The organism is Pseudarthrobacter sp. Pseusp20, assembly GCF_059492155.1.
Genome location: NZ_CP168521.1, coordinates 3,434,610 through 3,454,797 on the forward strand (window position 1 = coordinate 3,434,610; position 20,188 = coordinate 3,454,797).

Below are 20,188 nucleotides of genomic sequence, written 5' to 3' on the forward strand. Positions count from 1 at the left end.
ACGGAATCGGCGCGTCGCCTACGGGATCGGCACGGGGGTGACGCCGAGGGGCAACAGGTGCTCCGCGCCGCCGTCGGGAGCTGAAAGCACCCAGATGCCTTTTTCGTGCACGGCCACGGAGTGCTCCCACTGGCAGGAACGCTTGGCGTCGGTGGTGACCACCGTCCAGTCGTCATCCAGGACTGCCGTGTCAATGCTGCCGCGGACCAGCATGGGCTCGATGGCCAGGCACAGGCCCGGTTTGATCTTGGGCCCGCGGTGGCTGGTGCGGTAGTTCAGGACGTCCGGTGCCATGTGCATCTCGGAGCCGATGCCGTGGCCCACGTAGTCCTCCAGGATGCCCAGCGGTTTGCCCGGCACAGATGAAACGTAGTCGTCGATGGCGGCTCCGATGTCTCCCACATGCGTGCCGGTTGCCAGTGCCGCGATCCCCCGCCACATCGCTGCATGGGTGACGTCGGACAGCCGCTGGTCCTCGGGGTCCGCGTTTCCCACGATCACAGTGCGGGCGGAGTCCGAATGCCAGCCGTTGACGATCGCGCCGCCGTCGATGGAGATGATGTCGCCGTCCTGCAGGACGCGGCTGCCGGGGATGCCGTGCACCACTTCCTCATTGACGGACGTACAGATGGTAGCGGGGAAGCCGTGGTAGCCCAGGAAGTTGGACTTGGCACCTGCCTCGTTGAGGACTGCGGCGAAGACGTCATCCAGGTGCTTGGTGGTGACCCCCGGCACCGCGGCGGCAACGGCGGCATCCAGTGCACGGCTGAGGACCAGGCCGGCCTCATGCATGGTGCGCATCTGGGCGTTGTTCTTGAATTCGATGCGGGGCTGGCCGAAGGCCATGGTGTGTCCTTTCAAATGGCTGAGGCTCCTCCCGGATGCCGGGAGGAGCCTCGATAAACCGGGCGCCTGGGGTCAGGCTGCCTGTGCGGCCTTGATGGCCTGCATGACGCGGTTGGTGACTTCGTCGATGGGACCGATCCCGTCAACCTGGGTGAGGATGCCGCGCTCGGCGTACTTTGCCACCACGGCTTCGGTCTGCTCGTGGTACAGGTCAAGGCGGTGGCGGATGACGGCTTCGTTGTCGTCGCTCCGGCCCGTTTCCTTGGCCCGGCCCAGGAGGCGGTGGACCAGTTCCTCGTCATCGGCGGTCAGCTGCAGGACCACGTCGAGCTTCTCGTCGCCGTCGGCGAGGATCTCGTCCAGGTAGTCCACCTGCGCGGTGGTGCGCGGGTAGCCGTCAAGCAGGAAGCCGTTCTCGACGTCGGACTCGCCCAGGCGGTCGCGGACCATCTTGTTGGTCACGCTGTCCGGAACAAAGTCACCGTTGTCCATGTACTTCTTGGCCTCGATGCCCAGAGGGGTTTCACCCTTCACGTTGGCCCGGAAGATGTCACCGGTGGAGATGGCCACAACGCCGAGGCGTTCTGAGATCCGCTCCGCCTGCGTTCCTTTTCCGGAACCGGGAGGTCCAATAATCAGCATTCTCGTCATCGCAAAAGCCCTTCGTAGTGACGTTGTTGTAGCTGCGCATCAATCTGCTTTACGGTCTCCAACCCAACGCCCACCATGATCAGGATCGAGGTGCCACCGAACGGGAAGTTCTGGTTTGCGTTGATCAGTACCAGTGCAACCAACGGGATCAGCGCCACGAAGCCCAGGTAGAGGGCGCCGGGCAGGGTGATCCGAGAGAGCACGTACTGCAGGTAATCAGCGGTCGGCCTTCCGGCGCGGATACCTGGGATGAAGCCGCCGTACTTCTTCATGTTGTCTGAGACTTCTTCAGGGTTGAAGGTAATCGCGACGTAGAAGTAGGTGAAGAACACGATCAGGACGAAGTAAACCGCCATATAGATCGGGTGGTCACCGCGGGTGAGGTTGTTGTTGATCCATTCAACCCACGGTTGCATCGACTCGCCGTTCCGGGGCTGGTTGAACTGTGCGATCAGCCCGGGAATGTAGAGCATGGAGGAAGCGAAGATCACCGGAATGACACCGGCCATGTTCACCTTGATGGGAATGTAGGTGCTGGTGCCGCCCACGGTGCGCCGGCCGATCATACGTTTGGCGTACTGGACCGGAACGCGCCGCTGGGACTGTTCCACGAAGACCACCAGCGCGACGGTGAGCAGGCCAACGGCCAGGACAATGAAGAAGGTCCCGGGGCCCTGCGAGGTCCAGATGGCACCCAGCGAGGTGGGGAACTGCGCAGCGATGGACGTGAAGATGAGCAGCGACATGCCGTTGCCCACGCCCTTCTCGGTGACGAGCTCACCCATCCACATGATCAGGCCGGTGCCGGCCGTCAGCGTGATGATGATCAGGATGGTGGTGATGATGCTGTTGTCCGGGATCACCGGCAGCTGGCAGCCGGGAAGCAGCTGCCCGGAGCGGGCCAGGGACACCAGCGTGGTGGCGTTGAGCAGGCCCAGCGCGATGGTGAGGTAGCGGGTGTACTGGGTCAGCTTGGACTGTCCCGACGCGCCCTCGTCGTAAAGCTGCTGGAACCGGGGAATGACCACCCGGAGCAGCTGGACGATGATGCTGGCCGTGATGTAGGGCATGATGCCCAGGGCGAAGATGGACACCTGGAGCAGCGCACCGCCGCTGAAGAGGTTAACGAGCTGGTACAGCCCGCCGGCGGTCTGACCGTTCTGCAAGCATTGCTGGACATTCTGGTAGTTCACACCTGGCGAGGGAATGAAAGCACCCAAGCGGAATATGGTGATGATTCCCAGCGTGAACAACAACTTGCGTCGCAGATCAGGCGTGCGAAAGGCCCGGCCAAATGCGCTAAGCAAGCGTCCTCCTGTGGTGTCAATAAGAGTGGGGGTGCGGAACTTGATAAATCCCGACAACCGAGTCTAACGGTTGAATGTGCCGTGCGAACAATCCGCGCCAGCGCGCATGCGCCGGATGGCAGGAAAATATCGCCCGGCGGATGTGAAAAACTCCCGGTATCCGGGGCCGAAGCCCGCGGATACCGGGAGTTCAACAGCTGGCGCCGTCCCTTAGAGGGCGGTGGTGCTTCCGCCTGCTGCAGCAATCTTTTCAGCGGCACTGGCCGAGAATGCGTGGGCGGTGACGTCAACCTTGACGGTGATGTCGCCGGTGCCCAGCACCTTGACGGGCTGGTTCTTGCGAACTGCGCCCTTTTCGACCAGGTTCTCCACGGTGACTGCGCCACCTTCCGGGAACAGCTCGTTGAGCTTGTCCAGGTTTACAACCTGGAACTCAACCCGGAACGGGTTCTTGAAGCCACGCAGCTTCGGCAGGCGCATGTGCAGCGGCAACTGGCCGCCGGCAAAGCCAGCCTTCACCTGGTAGCGGGCAGCCGTACCCTTGGTACCACGGCCGGCAGTCTTACCCTTGGATGCCTCACCACGACCAACACGGGTCTTGGCGGTCTTGGCACCCGGCGCGGGACGCAGGTGGTGAACCTTCAGGGCGTTCTGCTTCTCAGCAGCCTGTGCCTTATCAGCAGTGTTCTCTGCCATTTACTTCGCCTCCTCTACCTTTACCAGGTGCGGAACCGTGTTGAGCATTCCAACGGTCACGGCATCGGCGGTGCGGACAACGGTGTGTCCGATCCGCTTCAGGCCGAGGGACCGAAGGGTGTCGCGCTGGTTCTGCTTGCCGCCAATGGCGGACTTGATCTGAGTGATCTCCAACTGAGCGTCGGAGGGGACCAGGTTCTTAGCCATGACTAAACACCTGCCTTAGGGGCGAGGAGGGCCTTCACCAGTGCCGCCGGAGCGATCTCGTCGAGGGGCAGGCCGCGGCGTGCTGCCACTGCTGCCGGCTCTTCGAGGCGCTTCAGGGCATCAACAGTCGCGTGAACGATGTTGATGGCGTTGGAGGAACCGAGCGACTTGGAGAGGATGTCATGGATACCCACGCACTCCAGTACTGCACGGACCGGACCACCGGCGATAACACCGGTACCGGCGGAGGCCGGACGCAGCATTACAACGCCTGCAGCGGCTTCACCCTGAACGCGGTGCGGGATGGTGCTGCCTACGCGGGGAACGCGGAAGAAGGACTTCTTGGCCTCTTCAACGCCCTTGGCGATAGCAGCGGGAACTTCCTTGGCCTTGCCGTAGCCCACGCCGACCATGCCGTTACCGTCACCAACGACGACGAGTGCGGTGAAGCTGAAGCGACGACCACCCTTGACGACCTTGGAAACGCGGTTGATGGTGACAACGCGCTCTACGAACTGGTTCTTCTCGGCTTCACGGCCACCGTCGCGGCCGCCACGGCCACCGCGGTCGCCGCGGCCCTGGCCGCGGTCGCCACGCTCGCCGCGACGGGCGCCACCACGGCGGTCCTCGGCAGCGGGGGCAGTGGTCTCAGCAGCTGCGGCTTCGGGCGCCTTCTGATCTGCAGACACAGTGTCCTTTTCCTTGTTTGCTTCGGTCACAGTGACAGCCCACCTTCGCGTGCACCGTCAGCGACGGCGGCAATGCGGCCGTGGTACTTGTTACCACCACGGTCGAACACGACAGCCTCGACGCCGGCAGCCTTGGCACGTTCGGCAACGAGCTCGCCGACGCGCTTGGCCTTGGCAGTCTTGTCACCGTCGAATGCACGGAGGTCAGCTTCCAGGGTGGACGCGCTTGCTACGGTCTGGCCAATGCTGTCATCGACAACCTGGACAAATACGTGGCGTGCGGAGCGGTTGACCACCAGGCGGGGGCGGGCAGCCGTACCGGCAATGCGCTTGCGGATACGAAGCTGGCGGCGGCTGCGGGCAGCAGCCTTGCTCTTGTTCGTACGCTTCTTGTTAATGGAGATGGCCATGGTTACTTACCAGCCTTTCCGACCTTGCGGCGGATGACTTCGCCGGCGTAACGGATGCCCTTGCCCTTGTAGGGGTCCGGCTTCCGCAGCTTACGAATGTTGGCAGCAACTTCGCCGACCTGCTGCTTATTGATACCTGAGACAGAGAGCTTGGTCGGTCCCTCTACTGCAAAGGTGATGCCGGCCGGAGCGGAAACGCTGACCGGGTGGCTGTAGCCGAGAGCGAACTCAAGGTCAGATCCCTTGGCCTGAACGCGGTAACCGGTACCGACGATTTCAAGCTTCTTCTCGTAGCCTGCGGTGACGCCCTGGATCATGTTGGCGATCAGGGTGCGGGTCAGGCCGTGGAGCGAACGGGAGGCGCGCTCGTCGTTCGGGCGGCTGACGGTCAGGGTGTTCTCGTCCAGGGCAACCTCGATGGGGCTGGCCACAGTGTGGGTCAGCTCCCCCTTGGAACCCTTGACGCTGACGACAGAGCCGTCAACCTTGACCTCAACGCCGGCAGGAACGGTGATGGGGAGACGTCCAATACGTGACATTATTCTCTTCCTTTCCCGTTACCAGACGTACGCGAGGACTTCGCCGCCCACGCCCTTCTTGCCGGCCTGCTTGTCAGTCAGGAGGCCGGAAGAGGTGGACAGGATTGCGATACCCAGGCCACCGAGCACGTGAGGCAGGTTGGTGGACTTCGCGTAAACGCGGAGACCCGGCTTGGAGATGCGGCGTACACCGGCGATGGAACGCTCGCGGTTCGGACCGAACTTGAGTTCGAGGGTCAGCTTCTTGCCAACCTCAGCGTCCTCTTCCTTCCAGCCGGCGATGAAACCTTCGGCCTTGAGGATGTCGGCAACGCGTGCCTTGAGCTTGCTGTAAGGCATAGACACGGAGTCGTGGTATGCCGAGTTTGCGTTACGCAGGCGCGTAAGCATATCTGCGACAGGATCTGTCATTGTCATGTGGGCTCATGCCCTTCCTCGTAACGGTTTCCGCCGTTCCCTCCTTGATGGAGCGGAGCGGCCGGACCTTTTACGTAGTTAATTAAGCTTCGGTTTTGAACGGGAAACCAAGCGCCTTGAGCAGCGCGCGGCCTTCGTCATCGGTCTTGGCGGTGGTCACAACCGTGATGTCCATACCGCGGACGCGGTCGATCTTGTCCTGGTCGATTTCGTGGAACATAACCTGCTCGGTCAGACCGAAGGTGTAGTTGCCGTTGCCATCGAACTGCTTGCCGCTGAGGCCGCGGAAGTCGCGGATACGGGGCAGGGCCAGGGTGACCAGGCGGTCCACGAATTCCCACATGCGGTCGCCACGCAGGGTTGCGTGTGCACCGATGGGCATGCCTTCGCGCAGCTTGAACTGTGCGATCGACTTGCGGGCCTTGGTAACCTGCGGCTTCTGGCCGGTGATCTGGGTGAGGTCGCGGACAGCGCCGTCGATCAGCTTGGAGTCCTTGGCGGCATCTCCAACACCCATGTTCACAACAACCTTCACCAGGCGGGGTACCTGGTTCACGTTCTCGTACTTGAATTCATCCTGGAGCGTTGCCTTGATGGATTCGGCGTACTTGGTCTTCAGACGAGGAACGATCTTCGTTGCCGGAGTCTCGAGAGTCTCAGTCATTAGATGTCCTTCCCGGAGCTCTTGGACACGCGGATGCGGACGGTCTTCTTGACACCGTTCTTCTCCACCGTGTCGAGGCGGAAGCCCACGCGGGTCGGCTTCTTGGTCGACGGGTCAACCAGGGCCACGTTGGAAATGTGGATCGGGGCCTCTACGACCTCGATGCCACCGGTCTTGGTGCCGCGCTGCGACTGTCCAACCCGGGTGTGCTTGGTGACGCGGTTGATACCCTCAACCAGCACGCGGTTGGTGTCGGTGAATACGCGCAGAACCTTGCCCTGCTTGCCGCGGTCGCCGCCGCGCTCAGCCTTGGCGCCAGTGATGACCTGAACCAGGTCACCCTTCTTGATCTTTGCAGCCATGGACTAGAGCACCTCCGGAGCCAGAGAAACGATCTTCATGAACTTCTTGTCACGCAGTTCACGACCAACCGGTCCGAAGATACGGGTACCGCGGGGGTCACCGTCGTTCTTCAGGATCACAGCTGCGTTCTCGTCAAACTTGATGTAGGAACCATCCGCACGGCGGCGTTCCTTCTTGGTACGGACGATGACGGCCTTGACCACATCGCCCTTCTTTACGTTGCCGCCCGGGATTGCATCCTTGACGGTGGCGACAATGACGTCACCGATGCCTGCGTAGCGACGGCCGGATCCACCGAGAACGCGAATGGTAAGGATTTCCTTAGCACCCGTGTTGTCGGCGACCTTGAGTCGCGACTCCTGCTGAATCACTATTTACTCCTTGCGTCGCGCCGGTTCTCAGGCCGTGATCTTGCTACGGAATGAGCCTTGCGGAACGGTTGATCGGGGTGTCTCTTGACCTGCCTGGATTTTGCCAGACCAGGCCTAAACGCCCGTGCCAGAAGCAGTTGCTCCCATCCGGTCCGGGACGGATCCCGGGCGCACAGGGGCACTATGCTGTGGCACGCTTGTTTACGAGGTTGATGACGGCGCGCGAAAGGCGCCATACAAACTCAATATCCTAGCACGTTTTCCGCCGGTCCCCATATCACCACCGCCCACCACCCCGCAAGACGGACGACGGCGTCACGCAGGGCAGCCTTTCGGCCCACCAAAGGTGCCACTCCCCCGCCAGTCCAGGCGCCGCCGTCGTCCGGCAGTCCACTACGCCCCATCACTACCTGCAGGAAATCCTCCAACGCGCCATCACCTCCCGCTGGTACGTTTCTGCAAGTGATGTGGCGTTTCCGAAAAGCGTGCAGGAACTGATGGGGCGCTTCGGGAAAAGATGCAGGAAGTGATGGGGCGTCTGTGTGGGACGGACGGCCACGCCCGCTGCCCGTTAAACGAGGAAGCCCCCGCTCCCGGGAGGGAGCAGGGGCAACAGCTAAGCAGCAGGTGCTACTTGGCCTTCTCGAGGATTTCCACGAGCCGCCAGTTCTTGGTGGCGGACAGCGGACGGGTCTCGGCGATGACTACGAGGTCGCCGATGCCGGCGGTGTTCTCTTCGTCGTGTGCCTTGACCTTGGAAGTGCGGCGGATGACCTTGCCGTACAGTGCGTGCTTCACGCGGTCTTCAACCTCGACGACGATGGTCTTTTCCATCTTGTCAGAGACCACGTAGCCGCGACGGGTCTTGCGGTAACCGCGCTGCCCAGCCTTGGCTGCGGTAGCAGTTTCGGTCACGTTCTGGTCCTTTTCACTCACTTGGCGTCCTCCTCGGTCTCAGCCTTTTCAGCCTTGTCGGCCTTCTTGGTTGAAGCCTTCTTGGACTTCTTCTCTTCCTTGGCTTCCACAACCGGTGCGGCAACCTCGGCACGAATGCCCAGCTCGCGTTCGCGGAGAACGGTGTAGATGCGGGCGATGTCCTTCTTTACCGCGCGCAGGCGACCGTGGTTCTCCAGCTGTCCGGTGGCGGACTGGAAACGCAGGTTGAACAGCTCTTCCTTGGCCTTGCGGAGTTCTTCAACGAGACGCTCGTTGTCGAAACCGTCCAGCTGTGCGGGAGCCAGATCCTTGGATCCTACTGCCATTTCTATTCACCACCCTCGCGACGCACAATGCGTGCCTTCAACGGCAGCTTGTGGATTGCCAGGCGCAGGGCCTCGCGAGCTACCTCTTCATTGACACCGGAGAGTTCGAACAGAACCCGGCCCGGCTTGACGTTGGCGACCCACCATTCCGGTGAACCCTTACCGGAACCCATGCGGGTTTCGGCCGGCTTCTTGGTCAGGGGACGGTCCGGGTAGATGTTGATCCAGACCTTACCGCCACGCTTGATGTGGCGGGTCATCGCGATACGAGCGGACTCGATCTGACGGTTGGTGACGTATGCCGGGCTCAGGGCCTGGATGCCGTACTCACCGAAGGAGACCTGGGTACCGCCCGTAGCAGCGCCGGAACGACCCGGGTGGTGCTGCTTACGGTGCTTTACTCGACGTGGGATAAGCATTTAAGCCTGTCCTCCTTCTGCAGCAGCAGGTGCTGCTTCAACTGCCGGTGCTTCGGCAGCAGGAGCTGCGTCAGCGGCCGGGCGGTCGGTGCGACGGCGGCGGTCACCACGGTCAGCGCCACCCGGGCGGCCGGGACGGTCGCCACGGTTACCGCGGGACGGAGCTGCAGCAGCCTGTGCTGCCAGTTCCTTGGCGGTGACGTCACCCTTGTAGATCCAGACCTTCACGCCGATACGGCCGAAGGTGGTCTTGGCTTCGTAGAAGCCGTAGTCGATGTTCGCGCGGAGGGTGTGCAGGGGCACACGGCCTTCGCGGTAGAACTCCGAGCGGGACATTTCAGCGCCACCCAGGCGGCCCGAGCAGGCGATACGGATGCCCTTGGCACCTGCACGCTGAGCGGACTGCATGGCCTTCTTCATCGCACGGCGGAATGCCACGCGGGAAGTCAGCTGCTCTGCAACGCCCTGGGCAACAAGCTGGGCTTCCATCTCGGGGTTCTTGACCTCGAGGATGTTCAGCTGGACCTGCTTGCCGGTGAGCTTTTCGAGCTCGCCGCGGATGCGGTCTGCTTCTGCTCCACGGCGGCCGATGACGATGCCGGGACGTGCCGTGTGGATGTCCACGCGGACACGGTCACGGGTGCGCTCGATCTCGACCTTGGCGATGCCGGCGCGCTCCATGCCCGTGGACATGAGCTGGCGGATGCGGATGTCTTCGCGGACGAAGTCCTTGTACCGCTGGCCTGCCTTGGTGCTGTCAGCGAACCAGTGCGATACGTGATCGGTGGTGATGCCGAGTCGGAACCCGTGCGGGTTTACTTTCTGTCCCACTTAGCGAGCCTCCTCTTTCTCCGGGGTAGCGACTACCACGGTGATGTGGCTGGTGCGCTTCTTGATCTGAAATGCACGACCCTGGGCACGCGGCTGGAACCGCTTCATGGTCGGGCCTTCATCAACAAACGCTTCGCTGATGATGAGGTCGCCTTCGTCAAACGCCACGCCGTCGCGGTCCGCGAGGACCCGGGCGTTGGAGATTGCCGACTGAACTACCTTGAATACCGGCTCCGAAGCTGCCTGGGGGGCAAACTTCAGAATTGCCAGAGCCTCATTCGCTTGCAATCCACGAACAAGGTTGACGACGCGCCGGGCCTTCATAGGCGTTACGCGGATGTGGCGCGCAATTGCCTTGGCTTCCATTGCTTTCCTTCTCTCGTCTTTGACGTAAACGCAGGCGCCTAGCGGCGCTTGCCCTTACGGTCGTCCTTGACATGGCCGCGGAATGTCCGCGTGGGAGCGAATTCGCCGAGCTTGTGCCCGACCATCGACTCAGTGACAAACACCGGGATGTGCTTGCGTCCGTCGTGTACGGCGATCGTGTGTCCGAGCATGTCGGGGATGATCATCGAACGGCGGGACCAGGTCTTGATGACGTTCTTGGTGCCCTTTTCGTTTTCCCTGGCTACCTTCACAAAGAGGTGCTGGTCGACGAAAGGACCTTTTTTCAGGCTGCGTGGCATGTGTCCAGGCTCCTATCGCTTGTTCTTGCCAGTACGACGGCGACGCACAATAAGCTTGTCGCTCTCTTTGTTGGGGCGGCGGGTGCGGCCTTCACGCTTACCGTTCGGGTTGACGGGGTTACGTCCACCGGACGTCTTACCCTCGCCACCACCGTGCGGGTGGTCAACCGGGTTCATGGCAACACCACGGACGGTCGGGCGGACGCCCTTCCACCGCATACGGCCGGCCTTGCCCCAGTTGATGTTCGACTGCTCGGCGTTGCCCACCTCGCCGACGGTTGCGCGGCAGCGCACGTCAACGTTGCGGATTTCACCGGAAGGCAGGCGCAGCTGGGCGAAGCGGCCTTCCTTGGCAACAAGCTGGATGGATGCGCCGGCGGAGCGGCCCATCTTGGCGCCGCCACCCGGACGCAGTTCCACTGCGTGGATAACGGTACCCACCGGGATGTTGAGCAGGGGCAGGTTGTTACCGGGCTTGATGTCAGCACCGGCACCTGCCTCGACAACGTCACCCTGGGAGAGCTTGTTGGGAGCGATGATGTAACGCTTGGTGCCATCAACGTAGTGCAGGAGGGCGATGCGAGCCGTGCGGTTCGGATCGTACTCGATTTCGGCAACGCGGGCGTTGACGCCGTCCTTGTCGTGGCGACGGAAGTCGATCAGACGGTACTGGCGCTTGTGCCCACCACCCTTGTGACGGGTGGTGATCTTACCGGTGTTGTTACGGCCGCCCTTCTTGGGCAGCGGACGTACCAACGACTTTTCCGGCGTCGACCGCGTAATTTCGATGAAGTCCGCTACGCTCGAGCCACGACGGCCCGGGGTAGTCGGCTTGTACTTACGGATTCCCATAATTTATTTCCTCGTTAAAGTGGTCTCCGCTACGCGAGCGGACCGCCGAAGATGTCGATGGTGCCTTCTTTGAGGGTGACAATCGCACGCTTGGTGTTCTTGCGGGTACCCCATCCGAATTTGGTGCGCTTGCGCTTACCGGCACGGTTGATGGTGTTGATCGATTCGACCTTGACGGAGAAGATCTTCTCCACGGCCAGCTTGATCTCGGTCTTGTTCGAACGGGGGTCCACCAGGAAGGTGTACTTGCCCTCGTCGATCAGGCCGTAGCTCTTTTCCGACACGACGGGTGCAAGCACGACGTCGCGGGGATCCTTGATGGTGGCTGCACTCACTTGGCATCCTCCTCGTTCTTAGCTGCCTTAGCGGCAACGAATGCGTCGTAGGCAGCCTTGGTGAAGACAACGTCATCAGAGACGAGAACGTCGTAGGTGTTCAGCTGGTCTACATACAGAACGTGAACGCCGGCGAGGTTGCGCACGGACAGTGCGGCAACGTCGTTATCGCGCTCGATGACGACCAGCAGGTTCTTGCGGTCGGACACACCGCGGAGCGTTGCCAGTGCGGTCTTGGCGGAGGGCTTGGTGCCTTCAACCAGTTCTGCGACAACGTGGATGCGACCGTTGCGTGCCCGGTCAGACAGTGCGCCGCGCAGTGCAGCAGCAATCATCTTCTTGGGGGTGCGCTGGCTGTAGTCACGCGGGGTGGGACCGTGGACGATGCCACCGCCGGTCATGTGGGGAGCACGGATGGAACCCTGACGGGCGCGGCCGGTGCCCTTCTGCTTGAACGGCTTGCGTCCTGCACCGGAAACTTCAGCGCGGGTCTTGGTCTTGTGGGTTCCCTGGCGGGCAGCAGCGAGCTGGGCAACGACAACCTGGTGCAGCAGCGGCACGTTGGTCTGAACGTCGAAGATCTCTGCAGGCAGGTCAACCTGGACAGTGTTAGCCATTGAACTAGGCTCCCTTCACGGCGGTGCGTACGAGTACGACCTGGCCGCGGGCGCCGGGAACGGCACCCTTGATCAGGAGCAGCGACTTCTCGACGTCAACCGCGTGGACCGTGAGGTTCAGCGTGGTGTGACGAACGGCGCCCATGCGGCCGGCCATTTTCATGCCCTTGAAGACGCGGCTCGGGGTGGATGCGCCACCGATTGAACCGGGCTTACGGTGGTTCTTGTGGGCACCGTGGGAAGCTCCAACACCGTGGAAGCCGTGACGCTTCATAACACCGGCGAAGCCCTTACCCTTGGTGGTGCCGATGACGTCGATCTTCTGGCCGGCTTCGAAGACCTCTACGGAGAGCTCCTGGCCCAGCTCGTACTCGGCAGCATCTGCGGTACGGAGTTCGACGACGTGGCGGCGAGGCGTGACGCCTGCCTTTTCAAAGTGACCAGCCAGCGGCTTGGTGACCTTGCGGGGATCGATCTGGCCGTAGCCGATCTGAACGGCGACGTAGCCATCGGTCTCAGCGTTGCGCAGCTGGGTGATGACGTTCGAGTCTGCCTGGACCACAGTGACGGGGATGAGCTTGTTGTTCTCGTCCCAGACCTGGGTCATGCCGAGCTTCGTGCCCAACAGGCCCTTTACGTTACGGGTTGCGGTCATAGTTTCTCAGCACCTCCCTACAGCTTGATTTCGATGTTCACGTCAGCCGGCAGGTCGAGACGCATGAGCGAGTCAACAGCCTTCGGCGTGGGATCGATGATGTCGATAAGACGCTTGTGCGTGCGCATTTCAAAGTGCTCGCGGCTGTCCTTGTACTTGTGCGGAGAGCGGATCACGCAGTACACGTTCTTCTCCGTCGGCAGCGGCACGGGGCCGACTACCGTTGCGCCTGCGCGCGTGACCGTCTCAACGATCTTCCGTGCTGAAACGTCAATGACCTCGTGGTCGTATGACTTCAGCCGGATGCGGATTTTTTGTCCCGCCATGTCGCCTGACTCTCTTTCAGTCTGTGCTTCCCCGGTTTAGGGCTGCCCTGTTCACTTACTCGTTGTATGGCTGCCGAAGCATTTGAGGTCGTAACCACCATCCGCCGCACAAACTGAATCCGGATGAATCCGGGTTCCTCACCTTGCCGGCGTAACCGACCCCCGCGGTCGGGCGTGTCGCGCTGGGCGCACATATAAATCCGCAGTTCCATGGGGGTGGGTTATGTTTGGTCTTCAGCTTGGACCCTGCACCCGGCATTATCCGGATCGGGACGCGAAGAAGCGCTTGAACAACTCATCTAGTATGCCGGAAATCCGCGGCAGATGCGAATCGGCTCCGGGTCCGGGCTGGTCACCGGCCATTGCCGCGGACCCGAACGCGCTGGATGATAGGGAGCATGACCCTGGAAGGCACTGAATCGGTGACCGAACTGGCCGGACGCGTTCCGCCGTCGTTCACGCTTGGCGTCGCGGCGGCGGCGTTCCAAATTGAAGGCGCACTCAAGGCCGGGGGCCGCGGGCCATCGGGGTGGGATGCCTTTGCGGAAAAGCCCGGCGCCATCCAGGACGGACACTCCCCCGCCGTGGCCTGCGACCATTACAACAGGTTGCCGGAGGATGTGGCGCTGCTCAAGGAACTGGGCGTTGACTCATACCGGTTCTCGCTGTCCTGGCCACGCATCCAGCCGGATGGCCAGGGCGGCTTCAATCCCGAGGGCCTGGACTTTTACGACCGGCTGATCGACCAACTCCTTGAGGCCGGCATCTCCCCCATGGCAACGCTCTACCACTGGGACACCCCGTTGCCCCTGGAACACCGCGGCGGCTGGCTGAACCGTGACACCGCGGAGCGGTTTGGCGAGTATGCCAGGGCTGCCGGCGAGCGGTTCGGCGATCGTGTGGCGCAGTGGGTCACCCTCAACGAACCGGTCTCGGTCACCCTGAACGGCTATGCCCTTGGAGTGCACGCACCGGGGCGCCGGTTGATGTTTGACGCCCTTCCCGCCATCCATCACCAGCTCCTGGCGCACGGGCTCGGCGTGCAGGCACTGCGGGCGGCCGGCGTGGCGGGCGGCATCGGCCTGACCAACCTGCATTCCCCCGTCAGGCCCGCCACCAGGAAGCTTGGCGACCGGCTGGTGGCCCATCTCTACGACCTGCTCATGAACAGGATCTATGCCGACCCCGTCCTGCTGGGCCAATACCCCTCGCTGCCGCTGTACGCTAAGCCCTGGCTGCGATCAATCGGCAGGATTTCCGATGCGGACCTCCGGACCATCCACCAGCCGCTGGACTTCTACGGACTGAACTACTACTTCCCCGTCAAGGTGGCCCTGGGGCCGGGCATCACTCCCCTGCCTGCGGATATGCACAAGCAACTCGCCAAGCTGCCCTTCCACGAGGTTGGCTACTCCGAGTTCGACAGCACAGGATTCGGCTGGCCCGTGGCACCTGACCATCTGGGAATCCTGCTGCGGGAAATGCGGGACCGGTACGGAGCGGCCCTCCCGCCGGTGTACATCACCGAGGGCGGTGCCAGCTTCCCCGAACCCGACCGTATCGCCGGCACACTGGAAGACACCGACCGCGTGGAGTACCTTGCCGCACATCTGACGGCAGCGCTTGACGCCACCGCCCCCGGCGGCCACGCCGAGGGCGTGGATCTCCGGGGCTACTACGTCTGGACGCTGATGGACAACTTTGAGTGGGCGGCCGGCTACTCGCAGCGTTTTGGGCTGGTGCACGTGGACTTCGAGACACTGGAGCGGACGCCCAAGCGGTCCTTCTACTGGTACCAGGCGTTGTCCAGGGCACGGCGCCACCGGCCACATTAGTGGCGCGCCACCAGCACCGTAGCGGCGGCCGCGGGTTCAGCCGTGTCCCAACACCGTGAGGAAGATCAGCACGCAGTTCAAGCCCACGATCAGGGTGGCGCTGGTCCAACCGGCGATCTTGAGCGGCTTTGAATCTGCGTGGATGCCCATCACCTTGCGGCTGCCGGTGAGCCGGATCAGGGGGATCAGCGCGAACGGGATGCCGAAACTCAGGAGGACCTGGCTCAGGACCAACGCCAGCGTCGGTTCAATCCCTGCGCCCAGGACCGCCAGCGCGGGAATCAGGGTGACGGTCCGCCGGACCAGTAGGGGAATCCGGACCTTGAGGAGGCCGCCCATGATGGTGGCCCCGGCGTAGCATCCCACCGAGGTGGACGCCAGGCCGGAGGCCAGCAGGCCCACAGCGAAAACGACGCCGATCACAGGGCCCAGTGCGGACGTCACGGCAGCGTGCGCGCCGGCAATGGTGTCAGTACCCTCCACGCCGCGAAGGCTGGAGGCAGCCAGCAGCAGCATGGCAATGTTGACGACGCCGGCGAGCAGCAAAGCGCCGGCGACATCCACGCGCGTGGTTCGGATCAGCCGGGTCCTGACCGCCGGATCTTCCGAGAATCCGTGGCGGTCGCGGGCAAGGGCGGAATGCAGGTAGATGGCATGCGGCATAACCGTGGCCCCGAGCATGCTCGCCGCGAGCAGCACGGTGTCGGTCCCCTCGAACCGGGGCACCAGTCCGGCCAGGGCGCCGCCGGCGTCGGGCGGTGCGACGAAGAGGCCCGAAACGAACCCGACAGCAATGACGCCCAGCAGGGTAAGAATGGCAAATTCGAAGGATTTCTGGCTGCGGTGCGACTGGAGCGCCAGCAGCAGCATGGACGCCAGGCCGATAATGACGCCGCCGGTCAGCAGGGGCAGGCCGAACAACAGGTTCAGTGCCACTGCCCCACCGATAACCTCGGCCATGTCAGTGGCCCCGGCAACGATCTCCGCCTGCACCCAATAGGCGCGGCGGCGACGCGTGCCCAGGCGCTTCCCGAGGATTTCGGGCAGGCTCATGCCGGTGGCGAGCCCCAGCTTGGCTGACTGGTACTGGATCAGTACGGCCATGCCATTGGCTGCAACGAGGACCCAGACCAGGAGGTAGCCGAAGCTGGCGCCGGCGGTCAGGTTGGCGGCGACATTTCCCGGGTCGACGTAGGCAATGGCAGCTACGAATGCCGGCCCGAGCAGGAGCAGGCGGGACCAGATCCTGGGGGTGGCGGATTCCGCCGTCATTGTTGAAACAGCCATTGCGTGTCCTCGTCGTTGCGGGCGTCGATATGACGAGGATACCCCGAATTTAGGTATACCGAAAAGTAAGAGTAAGGAATACCGGCAGATCGGTGTGCTGCTGCTGTTGCTACTGGTTTTTGTTTGCCCTGTTGATCCGCTTGGCCCGGTCAATCTCGCGCCGGAAGTACTTCCTGGTCCAGAACACCCCGGCTATAACGGCAACCGCGATGATCAGGAAAATAAGCCATCCCATGATGAACTCCTTTCAGTGGTGCAACAGTACCAGTGGCCCCTTAACGAAAAAGGACAGCCCCGCTGCTACTGCAGCGGGGCTGTCCTTCAGGTCAGCAAGTACTACTTGATGATCTTGGTAACACGTCCCGAACCAACGGTGCGGCCGCCTTCGCGGATTGCGAAGCCGAGGCCCTCTTCCATAGCGATCGGCTGGATGAGCGCAACGGTCATCTCAGTGTTGTCGCCAGGCATAACCATTTCCGTGCCCTCGGGCAGGGTGATAACGCCGGTTACGTCCGTGGTGCGGAAGTAGAACTGCGGGCGGTAGTTGGAGTAGAACGGGTTGTGACGTCCGCCTTCGTCCTTGGAGAGGATGTAGACGTTGGCCTCGAAGTCGGTGTGCGGGGTGATGGAACCCGGCTTGACGACAACCTGGCCACGCTCGACATCGTCGCGCTTCAGACCGCGGAGCAGGAGGCCACAGTTCTCGCCGGCCCATGCTTCGTCGAGCTGCTTGTGGAACATCTCGATACCGGTAACCGTGGTCTTCTGGACCGGGCGAATGCCGACGATCTCGACCTCGGAGTTGATGGCGAGGGTTCCACGCTCGGCGCGGCCCGTAACAACGGTGCCACGACCGGTGATGGTGAAGACGTCCTCGATCGGCATCAGGAACGGCTTGTCGCGGTCACGTACGGGGTCCGGAACGGACTCGTCGACAGCAGCCATCAGGTCCTCAACGGACTTGACCCACTCGGGGTCGCCTTCCAGGGCCTTCAGGCCGGAAACGCGGACAACCGGAGCGTTGTCGCCATCGAAGCCCTGCGAGCTCAGGAGCTCACGAACTTCCATTTCGACGAGGTCGAGGAGTTCCTCGTCCTCAACCATGTCAGCCTTGTTCAGCGCGACCAGCAGGTAGGGAACACCAACCTGGCGGGCGAGCAGAACGTGCTCGCGGGTCTGAGCCATCGGGCCGTCGGTAGCGGCAACCACGAGGATTGCGCCGTCCATCTGGGCAGCACCGGTGATCATGTTCTTGATGTAGTCAGCGTGGCCGGGGGCGTCAACGTGTGCGTAGTGACGCTTCTCGGTCTGGTACTCCACGTGGGAGATGTTGATGGTAATACCGCGCTGACGCTCTTCGGGTGCAGAGTCAATCGACGCGAAGTCACGCTTCTCGTTGAGATCCGGGTACTTGTCGTACAGCACCTTGGAAATGGCGGCCGTCAGCGTCGTCTTACCGTGGTCAACGTGACCAATGGTGCCGATGTTGACGTGCGGCTTAGTCCGCTCGAACTTTGCCTTTGCCACAGGTTCCTCCTAGAACGTTTTCAAATAGCTTGCCCTCCAGCCGCGCTTATCGCGGTAGAACTCAGGCAAGTCTACTTGGGGGGCTTTGGATTGGTGAAATTGCAGATTCAGGAACTAATACTAATCCCCTGAGCCTGTTCGTGCAGGGGCCGGACCGGCTTGCCGGATAAATCCGGCCGGCCCGGCCACCTGCACCGGCTGCGCTGTCCGCTGGCGGACTGCCCAACCGAGGTGTTCGCTTTGAAAGTCCGGAAGGACTACTCGCCGCGGGACTTCTGGATGATCTCGTCGGCAACTGCCTTCGGGACCTCGGCGTAGCTGTTGAACGTCATGGAGTACACAGCGCGGCCCTGGGTCTTGGAGCGCAGGTCACCGATGTAGCCGAACATGCCGGACAGCGGAACGTGCGCACGGATGACCTTGACGCCCTGTGCATCTTCCATGGACTGCATCTGGCCACGGCGGGAGTTGAGGTCACCGATAACTTCACCCATGTATTCCTCAGGGGTGCGGACCTCGACATCCATCAGTGGTTCGAGCAGAACCGGGTTCGCCTTGCGTGCAGCTTCCTTGAAAGCCATACGGCCGGCGATCTTGAACGCCATTTCCGAAGAGTCAACATCGTGGTACGCGCCGTCAATCAGCGTGGCCTTGATGCCTACAACCGGGTAGCCGGCCAGGACGCCGTCGTTCAGTGCATCCTGGATGCCCGCGTCAACGGACGGGATGTACTCGCGCGGAACGCGGCCACCGGTGACCTTGTTCTCGAACTCGTACAGCTCGCCTTCGGCGGTGTCCAGCGGCTCGATGGCGATCTGGATCTTTGCGAACTGGCCCGAACCACCGGTCTGCTTCTTGTGCGTGTAGTCGTGGCGTTCGACGGCGCGCTTGATGGTTTCGCGGTAGGCAACCTGGGGCTTGCCCACGTTTGCCTCGACCTTGAACTCGCGGCGCATGCGGTCCACCAGGATGTCCAGGTGGAGCTCGCCCATGCCGGCGATGATGGTCTGGCCGGTGTCTTCGTTGAGGGACACCTGGAAAGTGGGGTCCTCAGCGGAGAGCTTCTGGATGGCCGTGGAGAGCTTCTCCTGGTCACCCTTGGTGTTCGGCTCGATGGCAACCGAGATCACGGGCTCCGGGAAGCTCATGGACTCGAGCACGATCTGGTTGTTGGCATCACACAGGGTGTCACCCGTGGTGGTGTCCTTCAGGCCAATGGCTGCGTAGATGTGGCCTGCGGTAGCGCCCTCAACGGGCATTTCCTTGTTGGCGTGCATCTGGAACAGCTTGCCGATGCGCTCCTTCTTACCCTTGGTGGAGTTGACCACCTGGGCGCCTGCTTCCACGTGACCGGAGTACACGCGGATGAAGGTGAGCTGGCCGAAGAACGGGTGCGCAGCAATCTTGAACGCCAGAGCCGAGAAAGGCTCTTCCGATGAAGGCTTGCGGGTCAGTTCCTTCTCTTCGTCGCGAGGATCGTGGCCGACCATCGGGGGGACGTCGAGCGGGTTCGGCAGGTAGTCCACAACTGCGTCGAGCATGGGCTGAACGCCACGGTTCTTGAAGGCGGAACCGCAGAAGATCGGGTACAGCTCGGAGTTGATGGTCATCTTGCGGATGCCGGCCTTGAGCTCGTCGATCGAGATCTCTTCACCCTCGAGGTACTTGTCCATGAGTTCCTCGGAGGACTCAGCGACAGTCTCAACGAGGGTCGCGCGGTATTCCTCAGCCTTTTCCTGGAGGTCAGCCGGGATCTCGCGGATCTCGTACTTGGCACCCATGGTCACGTCACCCTTGGCATCGCCGGGCCACACCAGGGCGCGCATGTAGAGCAGGTCAACGACGCCGATGAAGTCGTTCTCGGCACCGATGGGCAGCTGCATGACCAGCGGCTTGGCACCGAGGCGGCTGATGATGGTGTCTACGGTGAAGTAGAAGTCAGCACCGAGCTTGTCCATCTTGTTGACGAAGCAGATACGCGGAACGTTGTACTTGTCAGCCTGGCGCCAAACAGTCTCGGACTGCGGCTCAACGCCTTCCTTGCCATCGAAGACGGCGACTGCACCGTCGAGGACGCGCAGGGAGCGCTCAACCTCAACCGTGAAGTCAACGTGGCCGGGGGTGTCGATGATGTTGATCTGGTTGTTTTCCCAGAAGCAGGTCACGGCGGCAGACGTGATGGTGATGCCGCGTTCCTTTTCCTGTTCCATCCAGTCGGTGGTCGAAGCGCCGTCGTGCGTTTCGCCGATCTTGTGGTTCACACCCGTGTAGAACAGGATGCGCTCGGTGGTGGTGGTCTTGCCGGCATCAATATGGGCCATGATGCCGATGTTGCGGACCTTACTAAGGTCGGTAAGCACGTCCTGTGCCACGGGGTCTCCTTTTGGGATGGACTA

General features: G+C 62.1%; 28 protein-coding genes. 1 reads left to right on the top strand and 27 read right to left on the bottom strand.

Annotation, left to right across the window (positions count from 1 at the left end; genetic code table 11):
• Positions 1 to 18: 18 nt before the first annotated feature.
• From map to rpsJ, 23 genes are all read right to left on the bottom strand, one after another.
• Positions 19 to 846, bottom strand: a complete 828-nt coding sequence (map, locus tag ACEN9K_RS15815; protein WP_018769144.1) for a type I methionyl aminopeptidase — start codon at positions 844 to 846, stop codon at positions 19 to 21.
• Positions 847 to 918: 72 nt separating this feature from the next.
• Complete coding sequence (locus tag ACEN9K_RS15820) at positions 919 to 1,488, bottom strand: adenylate kinase (protein WP_018760442.1); 570 nt, start codon at positions 1,486 to 1,488, stop codon at positions 919 to 921.
• A gap of 5 nt (positions 1,489 to 1,493) precedes the next feature.
• Positions 1,494 to 2,804 carry a preprotein translocase subunit SecY gene (gene secY / locus ACEN9K_RS15825; protein WP_026265742.1) on the bottom strand — a complete coding sequence of 437 codons (1,311 nt, stop codon included), beginning with the start codon at positions 2,802 to 2,804 and terminating at the stop codon, positions 1,494 to 1,496.
• 210 nt (positions 2,805 to 3,014) lie between these two features.
• The gene (rplO, locus tag ACEN9K_RS15830) at positions 3,015 to 3,500 is read right to left on the bottom strand and encodes a 50S ribosomal protein L15 (RefSeq protein WP_013601817.1); all 486 of its coding nucleotides are present in this window, start codon (positions 3,498 to 3,500) and stop codon (positions 3,015 to 3,017) included.
• Positions 3,501 to 3,707, bottom strand: a complete 207-nt coding sequence (rpmD, locus tag ACEN9K_RS15835; RefSeq protein ID WP_009358731.1) for a 50S ribosomal protein L30 — start codon at positions 3,705 to 3,707, stop codon at positions 3,501 to 3,503.
• 2 nt (positions 3,708 to 3,709) lie between these two features.
• On the bottom strand, positions 3,710 to 4,426 hold the full coding sequence (gene rpsE / locus ACEN9K_RS15840; RefSeq protein ID WP_018769142.1) for a 30S ribosomal protein S5: 717 nt from the start codon (positions 4,424 to 4,426) through the stop codon (positions 3,710 to 3,712).
• Positions 4,423 to 4,806, bottom strand: a complete 384-nt coding sequence (gene rplR, locus ACEN9K_RS15845; protein ID WP_018769141.1) for a 50S ribosomal protein L18 — start codon at positions 4,804 to 4,806, stop codon at positions 4,423 to 4,425. Before rplR ends, rpsE begins: the two co-directional genes overlap by 4 nt.
• 2 nt (positions 4,807 to 4,808) lie before the next feature.
• On the bottom strand, positions 4,809 to 5,345 hold the full coding sequence (gene rplF / locus ACEN9K_RS15850; protein WP_018769140.1) for a 50S ribosomal protein L6: 537 nt from the start codon (positions 5,343 to 5,345) through the stop codon (positions 4,809 to 4,811).
• 18 nt (positions 5,346 to 5,363) lie between these two features.
• Positions 5,364 to 5,762: a 30S ribosomal protein S8 gene (rpsH, locus tag ACEN9K_RS15855; protein WP_018769139.1), complete on the bottom strand. Its 399-nt coding sequence runs from the start codon at positions 5,760 to 5,762 to the stop codon at positions 5,364 to 5,366.
• Positions 5,763 to 5,844: 82 nt separating this feature from the next.
• On the bottom strand, positions 5,845 to 6,426 hold the full coding sequence (rplE, locus tag ACEN9K_RS15860; RefSeq protein ID WP_018769138.1) for a 50S ribosomal protein L5: 582 nt from the start codon (positions 6,424 to 6,426) through the stop codon (positions 5,845 to 5,847).
• Positions 6,426 to 6,788 carry a 50S ribosomal protein L24 gene (gene rplX / locus ACEN9K_RS15865; protein WP_015937845.1) on the bottom strand — a complete coding sequence of 121 codons (363 nt, stop codon included), beginning with the start codon at positions 6,786 to 6,788 and terminating at the stop codon, positions 6,426 to 6,428. The genes rplE and rplX overlap by 1 nt, the downstream gene beginning before the upstream one ends.
• A 3-nt stretch (positions 6,789 to 6,791) precedes the next feature.
• On the bottom strand, positions 6,792 to 7,160 hold the full coding sequence (gene rplN, locus ACEN9K_RS15870; RefSeq protein WP_003803789.1) for a 50S ribosomal protein L14: 369 nt from the start codon (positions 7,158 to 7,160) through the stop codon (positions 6,792 to 6,794).
• Between the two features lie 630 nt (positions 7,161 to 7,790).
• Complete coding sequence (gene rpsQ, locus ACEN9K_RS15875) at positions 7,791 to 8,096, bottom strand: 30S ribosomal protein S17 (RefSeq protein WP_018769137.1); 306 nt, start codon at positions 8,094 to 8,096, stop codon at positions 7,791 to 7,793.
• Positions 8,093 to 8,422, bottom strand: a complete 330-nt coding sequence (gene rpmC, locus ACEN9K_RS15880; protein ID WP_018769136.1) for a 50S ribosomal protein L29 — start codon at positions 8,420 to 8,422, stop codon at positions 8,093 to 8,095. Before rpmC ends, rpsQ begins: the two co-directional genes overlap by 4 nt.
• Before the next feature lie 2 nt (positions 8,423 to 8,424).
• Complete coding sequence (rplP, locus tag ACEN9K_RS15885) at positions 8,425 to 8,841, bottom strand: 50S ribosomal protein L16 (RefSeq protein ID WP_043454603.1); 417 nt, start codon at positions 8,839 to 8,841, stop codon at positions 8,425 to 8,427.
• Entirely contained in the window at positions 8,842 to 9,672 is an 831-nt protein-coding gene (gene rpsC / locus ACEN9K_RS15890; RefSeq protein ID WP_134163700.1) for a 30S ribosomal protein S3, read from the bottom strand. It abuts the gene before it with no gap.
• Positions 9,673 to 10,038 (bottom strand): 50S ribosomal protein L22, encoded by a 366-nt coding sequence (gene rplV / locus ACEN9K_RS15895; RefSeq protein WP_009358304.1) that lies wholly within the window; start codon positions 10,036 to 10,038, stop codon positions 9,673 to 9,675.
• A 38-nt stretch (positions 10,039 to 10,076) separates the two neighbouring features.
• Positions 10,077 to 10,358, bottom strand: a complete 282-nt coding sequence (gene rpsS / locus ACEN9K_RS15900; protein ID WP_003803803.1) for a 30S ribosomal protein S19 — start codon at positions 10,356 to 10,358, stop codon at positions 10,077 to 10,079.
• Between the two features lie 12 nt (positions 10,359 to 10,370).
• Complete coding sequence (gene rplB, locus ACEN9K_RS15905) at positions 10,371 to 11,210, bottom strand: 50S ribosomal protein L2 (protein WP_026264302.1); 840 nt, start codon at positions 11,208 to 11,210, stop codon at positions 10,371 to 10,373.
• Positions 11,211 to 11,239: 29 nt separating this feature from the next.
• Positions 11,240 to 11,545, bottom strand: coding sequence for a 50S ribosomal protein L23 (gene rplW / locus ACEN9K_RS15910; RefSeq protein WP_011692807.1), 306 nt, complete (start codon positions 11,543 to 11,545; stop codon positions 11,240 to 11,242).
• The gene (rplD, locus tag ACEN9K_RS15915) at positions 11,542 to 12,162 is read right to left on the bottom strand and encodes a 50S ribosomal protein L4 (RefSeq protein WP_018769134.1); all 621 of its coding nucleotides are present in this window, start codon (positions 12,160 to 12,162) and stop codon (positions 11,542 to 11,544) included. Before rplD ends, rplW begins: the two co-directional genes overlap by 4 nt.
• 4 nt (positions 12,163 to 12,166) lie before the next feature.
• Complete coding sequence (gene rplC, locus ACEN9K_RS15920; RefSeq protein ID WP_018769133.1) at positions 12,167 to 12,817, bottom strand: 50S ribosomal protein L3; 651 nt, start codon at positions 12,815 to 12,817, stop codon at positions 12,167 to 12,169.
• Positions 12,818 to 12,834: 17 nt separating this feature from the next.
• The gene (rpsJ, locus tag ACEN9K_RS15925) at positions 12,835 to 13,143 is read right to left on the bottom strand and encodes a 30S ribosomal protein S10 (RefSeq protein WP_003803825.1); all 309 of its coding nucleotides are present in this window, start codon (positions 13,141 to 13,143) and stop codon (positions 12,835 to 12,837) included.
• Between the two features lie 398 nt (positions 13,144 to 13,541).
• Between rpsJ and ACEN9K_RS15930 the strand changes: the two genes are divergently transcribed.
• On the top strand, positions 13,542 to 14,978 hold the full coding sequence (locus tag ACEN9K_RS15930) for a GH1 family beta-glucosidase (protein ID WP_018769132.1): 1,437 nt from the start codon (positions 13,542 to 13,544) through the stop codon (positions 14,976 to 14,978).
• 36 nt (positions 14,979 to 15,014) lie between these two features.
• Here ACEN9K_RS15930 and ACEN9K_RS15935 read toward each other — a convergent pair whose 3' ends face one another.
• The 4 genes from ACEN9K_RS15935 to fusA form a co-directional block, all read right to left on the bottom strand.
• Positions 15,015 to 16,265, bottom strand: coding sequence for an Nramp family divalent metal transporter (locus ACEN9K_RS15935; protein ID WP_026265740.1), 1,251 nt, complete (start codon positions 16,263 to 16,265; stop codon positions 15,015 to 15,017).
• Between the two features lie 109 nt (positions 16,266 to 16,374).
• Positions 16,375 to 16,500 (bottom strand): hypothetical protein, encoded by a 126-nt coding sequence (locus ACEN9K_RS15940; RefSeq protein ID WP_495634636.1) that lies wholly within the window; start codon positions 16,498 to 16,500, stop codon positions 16,375 to 16,377.
• 101 nt (positions 16,501 to 16,601) lie between these two features.
• Entirely contained in the window at positions 16,602 to 17,792 is a 1,191-nt protein-coding gene (gene tuf, locus ACEN9K_RS15945) for an elongation factor Tu (RefSeq protein WP_013601835.1), read from the bottom strand.
• 257 nt (positions 17,793 to 18,049) lie between these two features.
• Positions 18,050 to 20,164 (bottom strand): elongation factor G, encoded by a 2,115-nt coding sequence (fusA, locus tag ACEN9K_RS15950; protein WP_018769129.1) that lies wholly within the window; start codon positions 20,162 to 20,164, stop codon positions 18,050 to 18,052.
• Between the last annotated feature and the right edge of the window lie 24 nt (positions 20,165 to 20,188).

Excerpts from the sequence above, each read along its gene's own strand:
- map (WP_018769144.1), bottom strand. The coding sequence starts at position 846 with ATGGCCTTCGGCCAGCCCCGCATCGAATTCAAGAACAACGCCCAGATG.
- ACEN9K_RS15820 (WP_018760442.1), bottom strand. The coding sequence starts at position 1,488 with ATGCTGATTATTGGACCTCCCGGTTCCGGAAAAGGAACGCAGGCGGAG.
- rplO (WP_013601817.1), bottom strand. The coding sequence starts at position 3,500 with ATGGCAGAGAACACTGCTGATAAGGCACAGGCTGCTGAGAAGCAGAAC.
- rpmD (WP_009358731.1), bottom strand. The coding sequence starts at position 3,707 with ATGGCTAAGAACCTGGTCCCCTCCGACGCTCAGTTGGAGATCACTCAG.
- rplR (WP_018769141.1), bottom strand. The coding sequence starts at position 4,806 with ATGGCCATCTCCATTAACAAGAAGCGTACGAACAAGAGCAAGGCTGCT.
- rplF (WP_018769140.1), bottom strand. The coding sequence starts at position 5,345 with ATGTCACGTATTGGACGTCTCCCCATCACCGTTCCTGCCGGCGTTGAG.
- rpsH (WP_018769139.1), bottom strand. The coding sequence starts at position 5,762 with ATGACAATGACAGATCCTGTCGCAGATATGCTTACGCGCCTGCGTAAC.
- rplE (WP_018769138.1), bottom strand. The coding sequence starts at position 6,426 with ATGACTGAGACTCTCGAGACTCCGGCAACGAAGATCGTTCCTCGTCTG.
- rplX (WP_015937845.1), bottom strand. The coding sequence starts at position 6,788 with ATGGCTGCAAAGATCAAGAAGGGTGACCTGGTTCAGGTCATCACTGGC.
- rpmC (WP_018769136.1), bottom strand. The coding sequence starts at position 8,422 with ATGGCAGTAGGATCCAAGGATCTGGCTCCCGCACAGCTGGACGGTTTC.
- rplP (WP_043454603.1), bottom strand. The coding sequence starts at position 8,841 with ATGCTTATCCCACGTCGAGTAAAGCACCGTAAGCAGCACCACCCGGGT.
- rplV (WP_009358304.1), bottom strand. The coding sequence starts at position 10,038 with ATGGAAGCCAAGGCAATTGCGCGCCACATCCGCGTAACGCCTATGAAG.
- rpsS (WP_003803803.1), bottom strand. The coding sequence starts at position 10,358 with ATGCCACGCAGCCTGAAAAAAGGTCCTTTCGTCGACCAGCACCTCTTT.
- rplB (WP_026264302.1), bottom strand. The coding sequence starts at position 11,210 with ATGGGAATCCGTAAGTACAAGCCGACTACCCCGGGCCGTCGTGGCTCG.
- rplD (WP_018769134.1), bottom strand. The coding sequence starts at position 12,162 with ATGGCTAACACTGTCCAGGTTGACCTGCCTGCAGAGATCTTCGACGTT.
- rplC (WP_018769133.1), bottom strand. The coding sequence starts at position 12,817 with ATGACCGCAACCCGTAACGTAAAGGGCCTGTTGGGCACGAAGCTCGGC.
- rpsJ (WP_003803825.1), bottom strand. The coding sequence starts at position 13,143 with ATGGCGGGACAAAAAATCCGCATCCGGCTGAAGTCATACGACCACGAG.
- ACEN9K_RS15930 (WP_018769132.1), top strand. The coding sequence starts at position 13,542 with ATGACCCTGGAAGGCACTGAATCGGTGACCGAACTGGCCGGACGCGTT.
- ACEN9K_RS15935 (WP_026265740.1), bottom strand. The coding sequence starts at position 16,265 with ATGGCTGTTTCAACAATGACGGCGGAATCCGCCACCCCCAGGATCTGG.
- ACEN9K_RS15940 (WP_495634636.1), bottom strand. The coding sequence starts at position 16,500 with ATGGGATGGCTTATTTTCCTGATCATCGCGGTTGCCGTTATAGCCGGG.